General features: G+C 41.6%; 12 protein-coding genes. 5 read left to right on the forward strand and 7 right to left on the reverse strand.

Annotated features, from left to right (window positions below):
* Positions 1 to 1,458: a DUF5723 family protein gene (locus tag DCK90_RS13820; RefSeq protein WP_317046420.1), complete on the forward strand. Its 1,458-nt coding sequence runs from the start codon at positions 1 to 3 to the stop codon at positions 1,456 to 1,458.
* 13 nt (positions 1,459 to 1,471) lie between these two features.
* A complete protein-coding gene (locus tag DCK90_RS13825; RefSeq protein WP_108246798.1) occupies positions 1,472 to 2,311 on the forward strand; it encodes a hypothetical protein in 840 nt (279 codons plus the stop codon).
* On the opposite strand, the gene DCK90_RS13830 is transcribed toward DCK90_RS13825, so the two are convergent.
* A complete protein-coding gene (locus tag DCK90_RS13830) occupies positions 2,308 to 3,585 on the reverse strand; it encodes a replication-associated recombination protein A (RefSeq protein ID WP_108246799.1) in 1,278 nt (425 codons plus the stop codon). The genes DCK90_RS13825 and DCK90_RS13830 overlap by 4 nt on opposite strands.
* A gap of 120 nt (positions 3,586 to 3,705) precedes the next feature.
* Here DCK90_RS13830 and DCK90_RS13835 point away from each other — a divergent pair, with 120 nt between their 5' ends.
* Positions 3,706 to 4,428, forward strand: coding sequence for a rhomboid family intramembrane serine protease (locus DCK90_RS13835; protein ID WP_108246800.1), 723 nt, complete (start codon positions 3,706 to 3,708; stop codon positions 4,426 to 4,428).
* Here DCK90_RS13835 and rlmB read toward each other — a convergent pair.
* The 6 genes from rlmB to DCK90_RS13865 form a co-directional block, all read right to left on the reverse strand.
* Positions 4,425 to 5,159, reverse strand: a complete 735-nt coding sequence (gene rlmB / locus DCK90_RS13840; protein ID WP_108246801.1) for a 23S rRNA (guanosine(2251)-2'-O)-methyltransferase RlmB — start codon at positions 5,157 to 5,159, stop codon at positions 4,425 to 4,427. The genes DCK90_RS13835 and rlmB overlap by 4 nt on opposite strands.
* A gap of 94 nt (positions 5,160 to 5,253) precedes the next feature.
* Complete coding sequence (locus DCK90_RS13845; protein ID WP_234414763.1) at positions 5,254 to 6,630, reverse strand: aryl-sulfate sulfotransferase; 1,377 nt, start codon at positions 6,628 to 6,630, stop codon at positions 5,254 to 5,256.
* A 29-nt stretch (positions 6,631 to 6,659) separates the two neighbouring features.
* Positions 6,660 to 8,105 (reverse strand): PQQ-dependent sugar dehydrogenase, encoded by a 1,446-nt coding sequence (locus tag DCK90_RS13850; RefSeq protein WP_108246802.1) that lies wholly within the window; start codon positions 8,103 to 8,105, stop codon positions 6,660 to 6,662.
* A gap of 177 nt (positions 8,106 to 8,282) precedes the next feature.
* The gene (locus tag DCK90_RS13855) at positions 8,283 to 9,188 is read right to left on the reverse strand and encodes a hypothetical protein (RefSeq protein WP_108246803.1); all 906 of its coding nucleotides are present in this window, start codon (positions 9,186 to 9,188) and stop codon (positions 8,283 to 8,285) included.
* 13 nt (positions 9,189 to 9,201) lie between these two features.
* Positions 9,202 to 10,893, reverse strand: coding sequence for a SusD/RagB family nutrient-binding outer membrane lipoprotein (locus DCK90_RS13860; RefSeq protein ID WP_108246804.1), 1,692 nt, complete (start codon positions 10,891 to 10,893; stop codon positions 9,202 to 9,204).
* 12 nt (positions 10,894 to 10,905) lie between these two features.
* The gene (locus tag DCK90_RS13865; protein ID WP_108246805.1) at positions 10,906 to 14,112 is read right to left on the reverse strand and encodes a SusC/RagA family TonB-linked outer membrane protein; all 3,207 of its coding nucleotides are present in this window, start codon (positions 14,110 to 14,112) and stop codon (positions 10,906 to 10,908) included.
* Between the two features lie 516 nt (positions 14,113 to 14,628).
* Here DCK90_RS13865 and rpsL point away from each other — a divergent pair.
* Complete coding sequence (rpsL, locus tag DCK90_RS13870; protein WP_014032016.1) at positions 14,629 to 15,003, forward strand: 30S ribosomal protein S12; 375 nt, start codon at positions 14,629 to 14,631, stop codon at positions 15,001 to 15,003.
* A gap of 19 nt (positions 15,004 to 15,022) precedes the next feature.
* Positions 15,023 to 15,499, forward strand: coding sequence for a 30S ribosomal protein S7 (gene rpsG, locus DCK90_RS13875; RefSeq protein WP_108246806.1), 477 nt, complete (start codon positions 15,023 to 15,025; stop codon positions 15,497 to 15,499).
* Position 15,500: the final 1 nt, after the last annotated feature.

Below are 15,500 nucleotides of genomic sequence, written 5' to 3' on the forward strand. Positions count from 1 at the left end.
ATGGCCCCAAGACTTATCCTGATTACACTTTTTGTATACGCCACCGGATTTGCCCAGAACAAGGAGGTACTGTACGATTTTTATGAGATTCCCCAATCTTTGATGGTAAATCCTGGAGTCAAGACTTCGCAGAAATGGCATGCAGGTATTCCTGTTTTGTCTGGCCTCTCCGTACAAGGAGCCACCAGTGGAGTTACCGTGAACGACCTTTTTGCCAATGATGGGGTAGATTTTACCACCAAGGTACAAGAGCGATTATTGGATGTTATGACCAATAGGGATGATTTTAGCACTACAAGTCAGATAGAGGCATTTACTGTAGGGTTCAGGGGCAAAAACAGACCAGATAATTACTATTCCTTCGGAATGTATGGCGAAATGGACATTATTTCCTACTGGCCCAAGGACTTGGCCATTTTGGCTTTTGAAGGTAACGGGGGAGACAACCTAGGTAGGAGTTTTGACCTTGGGGACTTGAATCTCCGCGGAGAAATGGTCAATGTGCTTCATTTTGGCATAAATAGAAAAGTAAATGAGGGTCTTACCATTGGGGGACGGGCCAAAATATATTCCAGTATTTTTCAGTTTCAATCTATAAATAATTCGGGCTCTTTTATTACAAGGGAAGGACAGAACAATGTTTACGAAAGTGCCATAAGTGCAGATATGCAGTTACAAACGGCCGGTGTGAAAGGTTTTTATGATATTATCGAAGAGGATACGGGAACCACGAAAAAGGATGTAAAAAGTCTATTTACGGAAAGGACGCTTTTGGGTGGGAACCTGGGTTTTGGTGTTGATGTTGGCTTTAGTTATAATTTAAATCCGCAGACGACCATTACAGCCAGTGTTTTGGACCTTGGATTTATCAGCAATTCAAAAGATGTTTGGAACTATACTTTTGCAGGTAGCACCACTACAGATGGTATTTCTATTGTACTTCCAGAGGATATCGATGACGTGGACAATGACAAATGGCAAGAACTAATAGATGAAATAGATGCAGCATTGCCACACGGTGAAAACCAGTCCAGCTATATCTCATGGAGGCCAGTGAAGGTTTACGGTTCCGTTAGATACGATTTTGGACAGGGCGGAACTGGCAGCATTTTCGATAATTGCGGTTGTGCCGTTAACAGCGGCGGAATGTCAAGTACTTCCGACTATTACCGCAACAGTGTCGGCGGACAATTGTTCATGATAAAAAGACCAAAGGGGGTCCAAGCTGCATTGACCGGTTTTTATCAAAGACGTTTTGGCCGTGTACTCTCATTAAAAGGTACGTATACTGTGGATAAATATTCCTTTACAAATATAGGTTTGGGCGCAAATTTTCAGATGGGCCCCGTAAACTTTTATGTGCTGGCGGACAATCTTCTAAGCTACTCCAATATTGCGGACAGCCACTATGCTTCTTTACAGTTCGGATTTAATATTATATCTTGGAACGGTAATTGAGTATCTTTGATATATGAAATATAAAGTATTGTACATATTGCTTTTTGCAATGGGATTGAACACAGTGGTAAATGCTCAGTTAAACGATTACAAATACATCATTGTGCCCAAGAAGTTTGATGCATTTAAATCCGTGAATGAATACCAGACCAGCACGTTGGTCAAATATTATTTTGAAGAAAACGGGTTTAATGCTCTTTATGATGATGCTCTGCCAGTAGACTTGGCAGGCAATAGGTGTTTAGGGCTTTTGGCCAATTTGGAGGATGGTTCCAATATGTTTACCACGAAAGTTACAATCACCCTAAAGGATTGTAACAATGTTGAGGTATTTAGGTCTGTTGAAGGAATTAGCAAGATCAAGGAATACGATAAGGCTTACAAAGATGCTATTCAAAAAGCATTTATCTCTTTTGCTGGAATGGATTACAGCTATGTGCCACAAGAACGGGAGAAAAAAGAATCAGCCACGGTTACTCTCAATTTTAAGGACGATGTAAAATCGGTTCAAGAAGAATCAAAAGAGCATATTATAGAACAGAAATCCACCACAGAGGAGCAGGTCTACAAAGCTGTGGAACCGAAACCTTCATCTATCGTAAGAGCTGCGGAGAAACAATCTGCCGAGTTGCCGGCCGAGGTTTTGTACGCCCAACCTATCGCTAGTGGATATCAATTGGTGGACAGCACCCCAAAGGTTGTGTTGAAGTTGCAGGAAACTTCGATGGACAATGTATTTATGACCGATTTTAACGGTTACAATGCAGTAGTCTTCCAAAAAGATGGCAAGTGGTTGTTGGAGTATTCCGATAACGGAGAAAAGGTTCAGAAAGAACTGGAAATCAAGTTTTAAAAATCATATTTGTTCTTCCATCTTTTCTTTAGGAAATCCTTCATGGAATTTTCTCTAGGGTTGTTCCCAGGTTTATAGAAAGAGGTACCTGAAATTTCTTCCGGGAGAAACTCAAAGTCCACAAAATTGTTTTCATAGTCATGGGCGTATGCATATCCTTTTCCATAGCCCAGGTCTTTCATTAATTTAGTTGGAGCATTCCTTAAAGGAATAGGCACAGATAGGTCCCCGGTCTGACGAACTTTTTGTTGTGCTTCGTTAATGGCCATGTAACTGGCATTGCTTTTGGGAGAACTGGCTAAATAGGTAGCGCATTGGCTCAAGATTATCCTGGCCTCTGGGTATCCTATCGTTGTTACGGATTGGAAAGTGGTATTGGCCATAACAAGCGCTGTAGGGTTAGCATTTCCTATATCTTCGGATGCCAATATGATCATTCTACGGGCAATGAACTTTACATCTTCGCCTCCTTCAATCATACGGGCCAACCAGTAAACAGCGGCATTTGGGTCGCTACCACGAACACTTTTGATGAAGGCCGAAACAATATCGTAGTGTTGTTCCCCTGTCTTGTCATACCGAACCGTATTGCTTTGGACCTTGTTGAGTACTAGGTCATTTGTTATGACAATTTTTCCATTTGGTTCGGAATTAACGATAAGCTCAAAGATATTGAGCAATTTTCGGCCATCTCCTCCCGATAAGCGCAGCAGGGCATCCGTTTCTTTTAGTTCGATGTCTTTTTTGGAAAGCAAGGTGTCCGTTTCGATGGCGCGCTCCAAAAGTGCCACGAGGTCGTCTTTTCCAAAGGAATTCAAAGTGTAGACTTGGCAACGCGACAAAAGTGCAGGAATTACCTCAAAACTTGGGTTCTCGGTAGTTGCCCCAACTAGTGTCACCCAACCTTTTTCTACCGCAGCGAGCAACGAATCCTGTTGTGATTTGCTAAACCGGTGAATCTCGTCAATAAAAAGAATGGGGTTCTTGGAGGTGAACAAACCACCACTTTGTTTGGCTTTGTCGATGACCTCGCGAACATCCTTTACGCCACTACTAATGGCGCTCAAGGTATAAAATGGTCTTTGGCTTTCCGTGGCGATTATATTGGCCAAGGTGGTTTTACCTGTTCCGGGCGGCCCCCAAAAAATCAACGAGGGGATTACACCACTCTTAATTTGATTAGTCAAAGCACCCTGCTTCCCTACCAAATGTTGTTGACTGATATAATCCTCTAAAGTTCTCGGACGTATGCGTTCTGCCAAAGGTTCGTTCATACATCAAAAATAAAATAAATTTGATGGTCCGTTGTTCTTAAAAGAGGAAGGATTTTTATCTGCCACCTGACAATTTGTATAAATTTAATGTTATGGCGGAATGTTTGATTTTGTGACCGTATGAGTTCAGATTCTTTTAAATTCTCTAATTCAGTTATAGTAGCGCCCTTAGTGGCGGTATTGTCCATTTGGATTGTATTCTGGGTAGAGATGCAATTAGGCATCAATTTGAACGAGTATGGTATATATCCCCGCAGATTATCGGGTCTGCAAGGAGTGTTCTTCAGTCCGTTTATCCATGGTTCCATTGAACATTTATACAACAATACCATTCCTCTGGCGGTGTTGACGGCATTCCTGTTCTATTTTTATAGGAGTGCAGCTCTTCGGGTTTTGTTGGTCGGGACACTGGTTTCGGGGCTTCTAACTTGGGCAATAGCCAGGCCATCTTACCATATTGGTGCAAGTGGCGTTATCTATTTATTGGCCAGTTTTATATTTTTTAAAGGGATTTTGGCCAAGAATTATCGTTTGGTCGCCCTATCGTTGGTAGTAGTGTTTATATATGGCAGTATGATTTGGTATATATTCCCGGTTAAGGACGGTATATCTTGGGAAGGCCATTTAGCTGGTTTTTTCACCGGATTGGTACTTGCTTTTGTTACTAAAATCCAAGTTCCGGAGGTTCGGAAATATGATTGGGAACGAGAAGATTATAGGGAAGAGGATGACCCTTTCCTAAAACATTTTGATGATAACGGTAATTTTATCGAGAGTGCTCCCGAAGAGCCTGAGGAAAAAATTGAAATCAAATATCACTATAAAAAGTCAAGTGATGATTAGCTTCTCCTTTGTCGAACCACCTCATAAAGAAACACGCCGCAGGCCACAGAAACGTTCAATGAGCCAATTTTTCCCATGAGGGGCAATTTGGCCTGATGGTCTATGATGTTGAGGGTAGAAGGGGAGATACCTTTTTCCTCCGAACCCATTATGATTGCGGTAGGTTGGTTAAAATCGACACCATAAATCTCGTCATCGGCTTTCTCGGTAGCTCCAGTAACGACAATTCCAGAAGATTGCAGGTAAAAAATAGCATCTTTTAAGTGGTCTACCTTTGCGATGGGGACATTAAAGGCAGCCCCGGCCGAAGTTTTTACCGTATCGTCCGTTATGGGTGCGGCCCCACTTTTGGGAACGATAATGGCATGGACGCCGCAACATTCGGCAGTACGTATAATGGCACCAAAATTTCTTACATCGGATACACCGTCAAGCATCAGGAACAGGGGAGTCTCTTCTTTGCTGAGCACTTGTTCTACCAATTCTTCAAATTGATGGAATTCCACTGGGGAAATCTGTGCTACGGCACCTTGATGGTTATTGTTGCGGGTAAGGCGGTTCAGCTTTTCAACAGGAACGTAGGATAGGCCGATGCCGCTTTTACGTGCAGAAGACTCTAATTCTTTGTAAAGGTCACCTTTAAGACCTTTTTGAATAAATATCTTATTGATGGGTTGCCCGGCGTTAATCGCTTCTATGACTGCCCTTATACCGTAGATTTGACTGCTCATTATGTATTGCAATTGATTTGCAAAGATGCAATAAAGAAACTTATAAGCATTTTAATGGAAGATCAATTTTTTAAAAGTACTAACCAAATGAAGTTTATAGTCCAAGGTCCAATACTCCTGGGTCATCTTTGGCGTAATGGTACGATCTCCAAAAAAAGCCTTGTCCTGAGAACTTCCAAACGACTTCACCGCCCATAGTAACCTCCCAAATGCCATAATCTCCTTCAGTTATCATCGTATTCCCATTGGGGAGTCTTACAGCTCCTGAAACCCTGTTTGCGAATAACTCAGGGTTTGAGAAGCTCCATGTAACTTGCGGCGCTGTGTTTTGGGGTATTGATTGTTGGTAAAGAGCTTCAGGCAGTTCCATTTCATAAACGGTAGACTGGCCCAATTCTCCTCCATTGGAAAAAATCATAAATTTGCTTGGTTCAAATAGATTGGGGTGGTGGTTATTGTGGAACAATCGTTCAGAATCTAAATCTCCATATGTAGTTGGGTTGCCAAATCTGTATACAAGGTCTCCACCTCGACCATAATTTCCGCCGGAATGAGAGGCGGCAATAGCGGTGGTCGTACTATGATCTATCACCCAAACTTCGCTATAAAAATTGACACTGAGGTATATAAGATCGTTATCGGCGTCATAATCAATACCATTGATGTGCATAAGATTACCAGTGTCGTTACTATTGTAGTTGATATCAATAAGCTGTGGATTGTCCGATACTGAACCAAAATTGGATTTGGTGTCATCCACATCTTGTATGATGTGATCTATAGAATGCCATTCCCAAACAATTTGATCGGTGGTAGGGTCAATTTCAATGACCGATTCCAAATAAAGATCCATATTATGGGTAGAGCCATTTTCTGTGGCAGTCTCTTGAGGTATTCTTTCCCATGCAATGGCCAATACGTTCCCATTTGGCATCCTTTCGATATCATGATGCATCCTATGTTCGCTGGTGGCATAGACGAAATCCCAAAGAGAAGTCCCTTCTTTGTCCAAAATTTGAATTTGACCTCCATAACCTCCAAAGAGAATATCATTACTTTCATCATATCTAAACGTGGCCAGGAGTGTTCCGTCATCTTGGAGTATGGCATCGTTGCCTATTGATTTTTCTCCTAGATCCCATTCATATACAATATTTGCGCTTTTGTCCATTAAATAAACTGCAGGAGCCAAAAGGTCGTTTACCAACACATAGCTATCACTAATTTGTTCCGAATCAATGATATTTACTGTTCCAGTTTCTCCCTCAATAGTATTTTCATCGGTCTCTTCTGGTGTTTCCTCTTCCGGATCAAGGTTTTCAGTTTCTTCTGGTGTTTCTTCGCCAATTATGTCAGGAGATGGACCATCATCATTGGAACAGGAGATTAGCAGAAGTGTTGAAAGGAAACAAATGCCCAGAATTTTAATGTTGTTTATATAAATACGGATTAGCATAGTTTTCTTTTTCATGTTTTTAGATATTGTTTCTGAGGGGTCTTTTATTTGATACTCAGGTCATCCTTTATTTTATCTGGGGTCCTTAAATGGGCAGCTGATTTTCTTTCCTCCATTTTTTGAAGCTGAGCCTCTCCAAACTGTTTTGGGTCACCATTGAAGTGTATTCGCCAAATCTTCCCTTGTTTGGATTCGGAAATATACAAAGAACCATCCTTTCCTTCTGCCAAGCCCATGGGTCTATATTTTGCATCGGGCATGCTTACAATGGTATCGACCTTGGCAAAACCATCTGCAAACACCTCCCATTCACCTGTTGGTTTTCCATCTTTGAACGGAATAAATGCTACAATATATCCAGCTTGAGGGTATGGGGCCCTATTCATAGATCCATGGAAGGCTATAAAGGCTCCATTACGATATCGAGGAGGAAATAAGTCCCCTTTATAAAATAAAAGATCGTTGGGTGCCCAATGGGCCGGTAATCCCATGAGCGGTTTTTTATACTGATTATCTTCCATGGAACCATCTCCGCCATATTCTGGAGCTACAAGCCTTTTGTTCTTAAAATGATCGTAATAGGTATAGGGCCATCCAAAATCATCCCCTTGTTCTATTTTCATAAACTCTTCGGCTGGTAATACCGCTTGGTGCCATTTACTATAGTATTGTGGTGCATGGTTGTGTAGGTAGTCCCTTCCATGCTGCACACCATATAGGCTATTGTCCTTGTCGTTCCAAGAGAAGGCCACCATGCTCCTTATACCAATGGCGTACATTTCGCCATCTTGTTGAATTTGATTGGTGCGGTTTTCATCAAACTTCCAAATACTTCCCAAAACTTCCAGTCCTGGACATGGTTTCATGCCTTTTACCTGTCCTTCTGTATTAAAATTCTCGCAAGCATTTGTTGGGGCACTGAAAGTGACGTACATATTTCCTTTTTTGTCAAATGCCAAGGATTTGGAGTTGTGCCATCTTTTTGGGAATTGATCAATTAAAATTACTTCGGGCTTGGATTCGGGAATAAGCTTTTTTGGAGTAAGTTTTTGCCGGTACACAATTTGTTCGGAACTGAAATAGAGATATCCATTGTGAATCCTCATTTCAGTGGCAAAAGTTCCATCATTAGGATAGTCCCCGAAAGTTTTTATAATATCCGCTTTTCCATCCCCGGTAGTATCTCGAAGTGCAAGATTACCATGAGTGCCTTCAGGTTTTCTCAGTTTTACGTAGATATCACCATTATCGTTTACAGCTATATGTCTAGAAGGTCCAACGCTGTCCACTACAACAAGTGCAGAGAATCCATCAGGTAGGTACAGTCCGCCGTTAGGTTCATTGATATCGCTCTTTTTTTCTGAGGCCTCACTCTGTTTGGTTGATGGTTTAATGGGCTCCTTTTCGGAAGTGGTTTCTTTATTTTTAGAACCATCCTGACAGGCGGTTAAAATTATACTGAACAAAAGAATAAATAGGTGTCGAGACATCTTGGATTATGGTTGATTCTATACTGATAAGATATGAAAATTCTAGTTGTGCAATAGGGGATTCATCCTTTCTGAGACTAAAATTAACAGGTTTATGTTGTGCATTCAGTGTTCAATGATGGTGTATAAAAAAAGGGCGTAAAAATTTACGCCCTTAAGTTATAATTGTATTGCTTTTTATAGGTCCAAAGCCATACAGAAGTCAAATAAAGCGGTTCCGGCCGGTGGTTCTGGACCTAGGTCCAAAACGGTTTCACCATTAGCAGAAGTGACTTGAAATGTGTTTTCTTCATCATATGACCCACTGTTGTAAAAGATCTGAATTTCAACAGTGCCTTCTGGTACAATGAAAGAATATGATGATGAAGCTCCTCCCTCATGGGCATAACTGGTTACTTCTCCATCAATGCTTACAGATAATGAAGCACCGTTCCAAGAGTCACCATAAGAATCTTGTTGTTCAATGGTCCACTCTCCTGGAGTTGGAGTAATGGGAGGACAAGCGACAGGTATGCTGTATACAAAGGGAGACCTAAAGTAAGATCCACCAGATACAGTACTGTTCAAATTCCCACTGGAGAAGGAGCGACCATCGGTCAAGTTCAATACATATCGAATTGTAAAACTACTTCCCCCAGCATAATCTTCTGGTATAGTTCCGACGAAATCCGATTCGGACAGTCCCAAAGCTGTTGCCAATTCTGCTAACGTAAACTCTACTGTAATAGAGGGTAAGTCAACATCGTTTGGTGAGAATGCCGATGCGGGCAAAGTAGTGACAAGTGTCTCGTCCACAGAATCAGCTTCATCAGCACCGGTGTAGGATGCGTAGACTTCAACATCTTGAAGCAATTCTCCCTGTTTGTTGTCCTCTACCTCAAAAGTTACCGAATAGGTCGAGGTAGGAAAATTGAACAGGAAGTTTTGAGATGCAACATCGGAGCTGGGTGTTGTAGCTCTAAATACAGCACCGCGGGTTACTTCGGCGAAGACATCATCAATTGTCTTGTTACTGGAGTCACAGGCTACAAAGCCAATGGATGCCAGCGAAAGTATCATTATATTTTTAATATATCTTTTCATTTTTCTTTTTCTTTTAGTTTGATAATGGGAAACCGGAATCAGGGTTATTGTCCCAGAACACCTTCACCGTCACACTTGATTTTTGTGTAACTGAACTGTTGTTGTTTGCATAAACCGCAGGATAAAGGAAAGATCTTATGAACGAACCCGGTTCTGGCTCCAAGTTGGCTTGTAGATCGTTTGGATATCCTGTTCTTCTATAAAAGTTATATGCGTCAATTCCGTTTCCGTAAAGTGCTACCCAAAATTCTTTGGCGATAAGGTTTAGTTTTTCATCACCAACAGCAGCATCATATAGAGCTTCTACCTCTGCAACATAGTCGTCTACATCATCACTGGTAGGGGCCAAAGATAAGTCTGCATCAGCATCCAAAGCTCCAAAGGCCATTGTCTTTTCTATTGACTTTGTTACACCATCGCTAAGGAATGCTCTTGCACCAGGGATGTCTCCGGTAGCATAGGCTATTTCTGCCTGTAAGAAATCAATTGTCTGTGCCAAGAAGATAGGGATTATTCCAGCTCCACCGCCACCTGAGCCTAAATCCACTGCACTAAATTCGCTGTCATCAAATTCGCCACCTGCTGGATATACACCGTATGTTGTCTTTAAAGGTCCGTCTGGTGGAGTTCCGTCATCATCTCCGTGATCTCTTCCCCAATAACCATTGGGCAAATAGCAGAAAGTGAACCCACCATCAACATAGTGTTCAGGTATTGGCTCCACACTACAAGATAATGTCTGTTGGTTAGGGCCTTCTGAATCTATGGCACCAGGAGTAGTTGCGGATTGTCTGTAGTAATAGTACCTAATCCTAGGATCGCTATCCTCATAGATGGCTACACCGTTTCCAACTTTTGAATTATCCATGTAATTCATAAGCCAGTTGCTCATATAATCAGCAGAACCTTGAGGTGTGTAGTTGTCAATGTAATTTGGATGCCTTGAATCTGGGTTTACCACATTGGTTCCCCATTCGAATTGGAAATCCTCATCTACAGAAGTGATGTAATCACCGCCAGCGATTATAGCATTGAATGCGTCAATAGCGCCTCCATCTACTAATCTGGACTGTGCATAAATCTTCAATTTTAAGGAGTTTGCCAGTTTTACCCAGTTATCCCAGTCACCGTCATAGTAATAGTCATTGCTAGGGTCTGCTGTGTTGTCCTCAGTAGTGAAATTTGCAATGGCATCATCCAATAATCCTAGAGCTGCCTCATATATGGCGGCCCCGCTGTCTGCTGTTGGGTTAAGGTTGTCTAAGCCCTGTATAGCACTAGTATAAGGTACATCTCCATAAAAATCAACTAAAGTAACTGCAGTGAACGCCTGAAATACCTGTCCCATACCTATATGGCGTTTAAAGTTGGCTTCTTCTGCCAAAACGTTCATGGCAGAGATGTCTGTGAACATAGAGGAATAGGCAAACCTCCATTCCGCATCTTGAGATGCTGGCGAGTATGCTTGTTGATACAATCGGGTACCCATATATTCTATACGGGTTACTTCGGAGCCATTGGTTCCAAAAGCATCGTTGAAACGAGCGAATTCCTCTTGTATACGGTTAAGATAAAAATCGGGTGTAGCTTGGTCCGGACTTACCGCATTCGGGTCTGTAGTCAGATCAAGTTCTGTACTCTCGCATGAAAGTAGGAGCCCCACGGAGGAAATCGCTAGAACTAGTTGTTTTATATATATTTTCATTTTTCTATTTTTTTAAAATGTTGCTTTAATAGACATACCATATCTTCTAGAGCCTGGGCTGTTGATAAAGTCGAAACCTAAGGCGTTACCTACACCAACCCCAAGGTTTTCTGGGTCAAAGTTTGTTCCTTTAGGGACGTTGATACCCTTAAACCATAGGTTTTGTCCAGTTAAAGTAAGGCTCAATGATCCGAAAGGTGTCTTTTCCAAGGCTTTCTTTGGAACAGAATATCCTAATCTTACCTCTCTTAATCGAATGGTACTACCATCGTAAACCTGTAATTCACTTGGACCGAATGCTACGTTACTAAAGTAGTAATCGGAGTTGTTGATTTGAATATCGTTAACGGAACCATCCGCCTTAACCCCAGGAAGGATGAAAGTGGAAACACGATCCTCAGTATCTGTGGTAAGTCCTCTACCAACCAATGCAGAAATCGTGTTGGCATAAACATCACCACCATGTCTATAAGAAATATCGAAGCCAAAGTTCAAGTTTTTGTAGTTGAAACCATTGCTAATGTTCAATCTCCAGTCAGCATTGGGGTCTCCAATCTCAAACAATCCTTGCTCTTCAACATAGCTACCGGTACTCGCAACAACTTTGTTTCCATCGTCGTCTCTTAGCACTCTAGTACCCATTATAATACCAAATGGTCGTCCTGCAACAGCAAAGTTGGAAAGGTCAGAGAAAAGACCTCCAATGTTAATGTTGTCCGTATCCTGACCAAGGTCCACTACTGTAGACTCATCCGCAGTAAAGTTGGCGTTAACCATCCAGTTGAATCCACCTGGGTTGGAGTTTCTAAATAGGGAAACTCCTAAGTCAGCCTCAATACCTTTAACCTGTACCTCACCGATGTTGGTAACAGTTTCGGTATAACCTGTGGAAGGGTCCAAAGGTCTGTTAGAAATAAGGTCTGTGGTTGTTTTCTTATAGATAGAAACATCCAAAGAAACTCTGTTCTGGATAAAACGGCTCTCAATACCGAACTCTAATTCCTGAAGAAGCTCAGGTTTTAGGGCTGGATTGGCCAATTCGTCATCCACTCTAATGGAGGATACCAACGTACCGTCTTTTAAGAATTCCCTAGTGTCCAAAGTTGCTGTGCTAGCTACGGGGTAACCCCCAAAGAAACCTGCGGAAGTACCATAACCAGCTCTAAGCTTCAAGAAGTTCAATCCATTTTGTGATTGTAGGCCATCAATTATAGAAGTTGGCAATATAGATAAACTAGCAGACGGGTAGAAGATGGAGTTTTCAAAGAAGTTGGAAACCCAATCGTTCCTTGCTGCCAATGTAAGGTAAGCAAAGTTGTCATAGCCAAACTCGGTTTGGGCATATACACCAACAATGTTCTGTGTTTCATCACGTTGAACTGGTTGGGCCGTGGCAAAGTTATAATGTCTGAACACACCGAAAATAGACTGCTGGTCACTGGTTACACCTTGTTGAGAGAACTCGGTTCTTCTAGAAGTAGCACCAACGTTAACACTAAGGTCTAATTTTTCTGTCAATAGGAAAGAACCATTTAACTGTAGCGTGTGATCCCAAATTGTATTTCTGTTGTCGTAGGTTTGATATCTACCTTGTATGTAACCTTCGGCACCACCTTTGTTCTGTCCGATTTCGTTACGCTCTGTGTAAAAATCCAAACCGGTTCTCCAGAAAACGTTAATGTTGTCGTTTATTTTGTAAGTAGCCTGTGTGCTTCCAAAGAAACGATTTGTCAACTGATTGGCGAATGCATTCGCAGCTGTCCATCTTGGGTTCTGAATATCGTTACCTCCTCTATAGTAAACACTTCTACCATCAATAGGGCTCTGGAAAGGCAGTCCCATCAAATCCACACTTCGTGGTGTGAAGAACAGGTGGCCAAATACAGACGAACCAGCTCCAAAGGAACCGTTACCGGTACTTGCTGCAATTGGAGGAGATTTTACATCACTCTTTGAAAAGTTAAAGGTAGAGTTGATTGTAAAGTTGTTGCTCAACTCAGCGCGTCCACCTAAACTAATGTTGGTTCTTTGTAGTTTGTTGCCAGGGGTAAACCCTTCGTCTCTAAGATTACTAGCACTTGCATTAAAGGCAATTTTTCCATCTTCTGACCCACCAGAGGCATTAACAGCATTGTTGGTCACAACACCAGTACGGAAAAAATTCTTTACACCGTCATAAGGTCTAAATTCATACGTAGCTCCCTGATATTCAGGGAATGCTGCACTTACACCGGCATTAACGGAATATGGATGTCTGATCAAGATAGTACCATCAGGGGATGTTCCTCTCCATGTAGCACCGAAGTTGTTAGGGTCAGGAATGTTGAAATCAGGTCCCCAGTTACTGAAGAATTCACCATAAGCCTGGTCAAAACCATTACCATATTGGTCTTGGTAATCAGGCAATGTGGATATTTCATTAAAAAATATTGATGAAGTAACGGTAATTTCTGATTTTGCCCTGCTGGCCCCGGCAGCACCTGCCTTAGTGGTAATTAATATTACACCATTCCTTCCTGCGGTACCATATAGGTTGGCAGCAGCCAAACCTTTAAGTACACTTACATTGGCAATGGAGTTAGGGTCAAGGTCCAAAAATCTACTTGACCCCACGTTACCATCAATGGCATCTCCTTGAGTATTGGTGTCAGAGCTGAACGGAACACCGTCCACAATAAACAACGGTTGGTTGGATCCGGAAATTGAAGTGAATCCACGAATAATAATGTTGGTAGCAGAACCGGATACACCGCTTGCTGCATTAATAAGTACCCCGGAAGCTTTACCGTTTAGTACCCTTCCTACATCACCTTCCGCTTTTTGCTCCAAATCTTCCGCTCCAACTGAGGAGACTGCGTAACCAAGGGCTTTCTTTTCCCTTTTAATACCCTGCGCGGTAACTACAACCTCTTCAAGGGCTTGGGCGTCTTCCACCATTTGAACATTGATTACACTACTGGCACCCACAACTTTGCTGGAGGGGCGTTGTCCAATGTAAGTGAAAAGCAATGTCTGTCCTTCACTTGCATTGATAGCATAATTTCCATCGAAATCTGTTTGGGTACCGGACGAGGTCCCTTCAACGACAATGTTGACTCCAGGCAGCGGGAGGCCATCGGCATCCGTAACTGTACCTGTAATCGTCTTGTCCTGTGCATAGGATATATGCACAACAAACGCCAATAATAGCGTTAACAATCCATTAAGTTTTGTTCTCATTGTTAAATTATTTGAATTAGCTAATCGCTAAAATCATAATTTCATGTTAATAATCCAAACTAATTTTATAAAATCTTTAAGACTGGTTATTTAAATGAAGTAACAGCAAAAACATCAATTTTGATTGATAACTACACAATTTTAAGGGGGTGTAATTGATCTTATATCAATATTATTAGTTTACCCCATGATTTAATAGGGATTTGGTTCAATAAATTTGATTTGATGTTTGGTTTTGTCTCAAAGAATAGACGCGGTATAAAGTGTTAGGGTAATGTTAAGAGTCGATTTTTTGTCTTTGCAGTTCTATACCTTAAATATAACGTTCATTTTGTGTCTCGGATTTTTGTCTTTCGGGAATCGTCTGGGGCGGATGTGGGTCATTGTTTTTAGGGTGGGTTTTATCTTTTTTTGTATTCTACTTAAAATTAATTGCTAGGGATTTGAATTATTGGGAATTATCATTACATTTGCAGCCCTCAAAATGAGGGTTATTTAGTTTTTAAAAGGAATTTAATGCCAACAATTTCACAATTAGTACGAAAAGGAAGGGCCACGATTACCAAGAAGAGTAAATCGGCTGCTTTGGATTCGTGTCCTCAAAGAAGAGGGGTTTGTACGCGTGTTTACACTACTACACCAAAAAAACCAAACTCTGCAATGCGTAAAGTTGCAAGAGTAAGGTTGACCAATGGTAAAGAAGTGAACGCATACATCCCTGGTGAAGGACACAACCTCCAAGAGCACTCGATAGTATTGGTAAGGGGCGGAAGAGTAAAGGATTTGCCTGGTGTGCGATATCATATCGTTCGCGGTGCATTGGATACCGCAGGTGTTGCGGGAAGAACGCAGCGTCGATCTAAGTATGGTGCAAAGCGTCCTAAAAATTAATCATTTTTAAGAAAGAGAGATGAGAAAAAAACAGGCAAAAAAAAGACCTTTATTACCAGACCCAAAATTTAACGATCAGCTTGTTACGCGTTTTGTTAACATGATGATGTGGGATGGTAAGAAGTCAATTGCGTTTAAAATATTTTACGATGCAATTGAAATCGTTGATGAAAAAAACACGGACGAAGAAAAAACAGGATTGGAGCTTTGGAAAGACGCCCTTTCCAATGTTATGCCACACGTTGAGGTTAGAAGTAGAAGAGTAGGTGGTGCAACATTCCAGATTCCTATGCAGATTCGTCCAGATAGAAAAATATCCACTGCCATGAAGTGGTTGATCAGCTTTTCAAGAAAGCGTAACGAGAAATCAATGGCTCAAAAATTGGCGGCTGAAATTTTGGCGGCAGCTAAGGAAGAGGGTGCGGCAGTGAAGAAAAGAGTAGATACACATAAAATGGCTGAGGCCAATAAAGCGTTCTCACACTTTAGATTCTAAG

The organism is Muricauda brasiliensis, assembly GCF_003057865.1.
GTDB classification, from domain to species: domain Bacteria; phylum Bacteroidota; class Bacteroidia; order Flavobacteriales; family Flavobacteriaceae; genus Flagellimonas; species Flagellimonas chongwuensis.

Coding starts and splice junctions, on each gene's coding strand:
- DCK90_RS13845 (WP_234414763.1), bottom strand. CDS start 6,630: ATGAAAAAGAAAACTATGCTAATCCGTATTTATATAAACAACATTAAA.
- rpsL (WP_014032016.1), top strand. CDS start 14,629: ATGCCAACAATTTCACAATTAGTACGAAAAGGAAGGGCCACGATTACC.
- DCK90_RS13860 (WP_108246804.1), bottom strand. CDS start 10,893: ATGAAAATATATATAAAACAACTAGTTCTAGCGATTTCCTCCGTGGGG.
- DCK90_RS13850 (WP_108246802.1), bottom strand. CDS start 8,105: ATGTCTCGACACCTATTTATTCTTTTGTTCAGTATAATTTTAACCGCC.
- DCK90_RS13865 (WP_108246805.1), bottom strand. CDS start 14,112: ATGAGAACAAAACTTAATGGATTGTTAACGCTATTATTGGCGTTTGTT.
- DCK90_RS13820 (WP_317046420.1), top strand. CDS start 1: ATGGCCCCAAGACTTATCCTGATTACACTTTTTGTATACGCCACCGGA.
- rlmB (WP_108246801.1), bottom strand. CDS start 5,159: ATGAGCAGTCAAATCTACGGTATAAGGGCAGTCATAGAAGCGATTAAC.
- rpsG (WP_108246806.1), top strand. CDS start 15,023: ATGAGAAAAAAACAGGCAAAAAAAAGACCTTTATTACCAGACCCAAAA.
- DCK90_RS13830 (WP_108246799.1), bottom strand. CDS start 3,585: ATGAACGAACCTTTGGCAGAACGCATACGTCCGAGAACTTTAGAGGAT.
- DCK90_RS13855 (WP_108246803.1), bottom strand. CDS start 9,188: ATGAAAAGATATATTAAAAATATAATGATACTTTCGCTGGCATCCATT.
- DCK90_RS13835 (WP_108246800.1), top strand. CDS start 3,706: ATGAGTTCAGATTCTTTTAAATTCTCTAATTCAGTTATAGTAGCGCCC.
- DCK90_RS13825 (WP_108246798.1), top strand. CDS start 1,472: ATGAAATATAAAGTATTGTACATATTGCTTTTTGCAATGGGATTGAAC.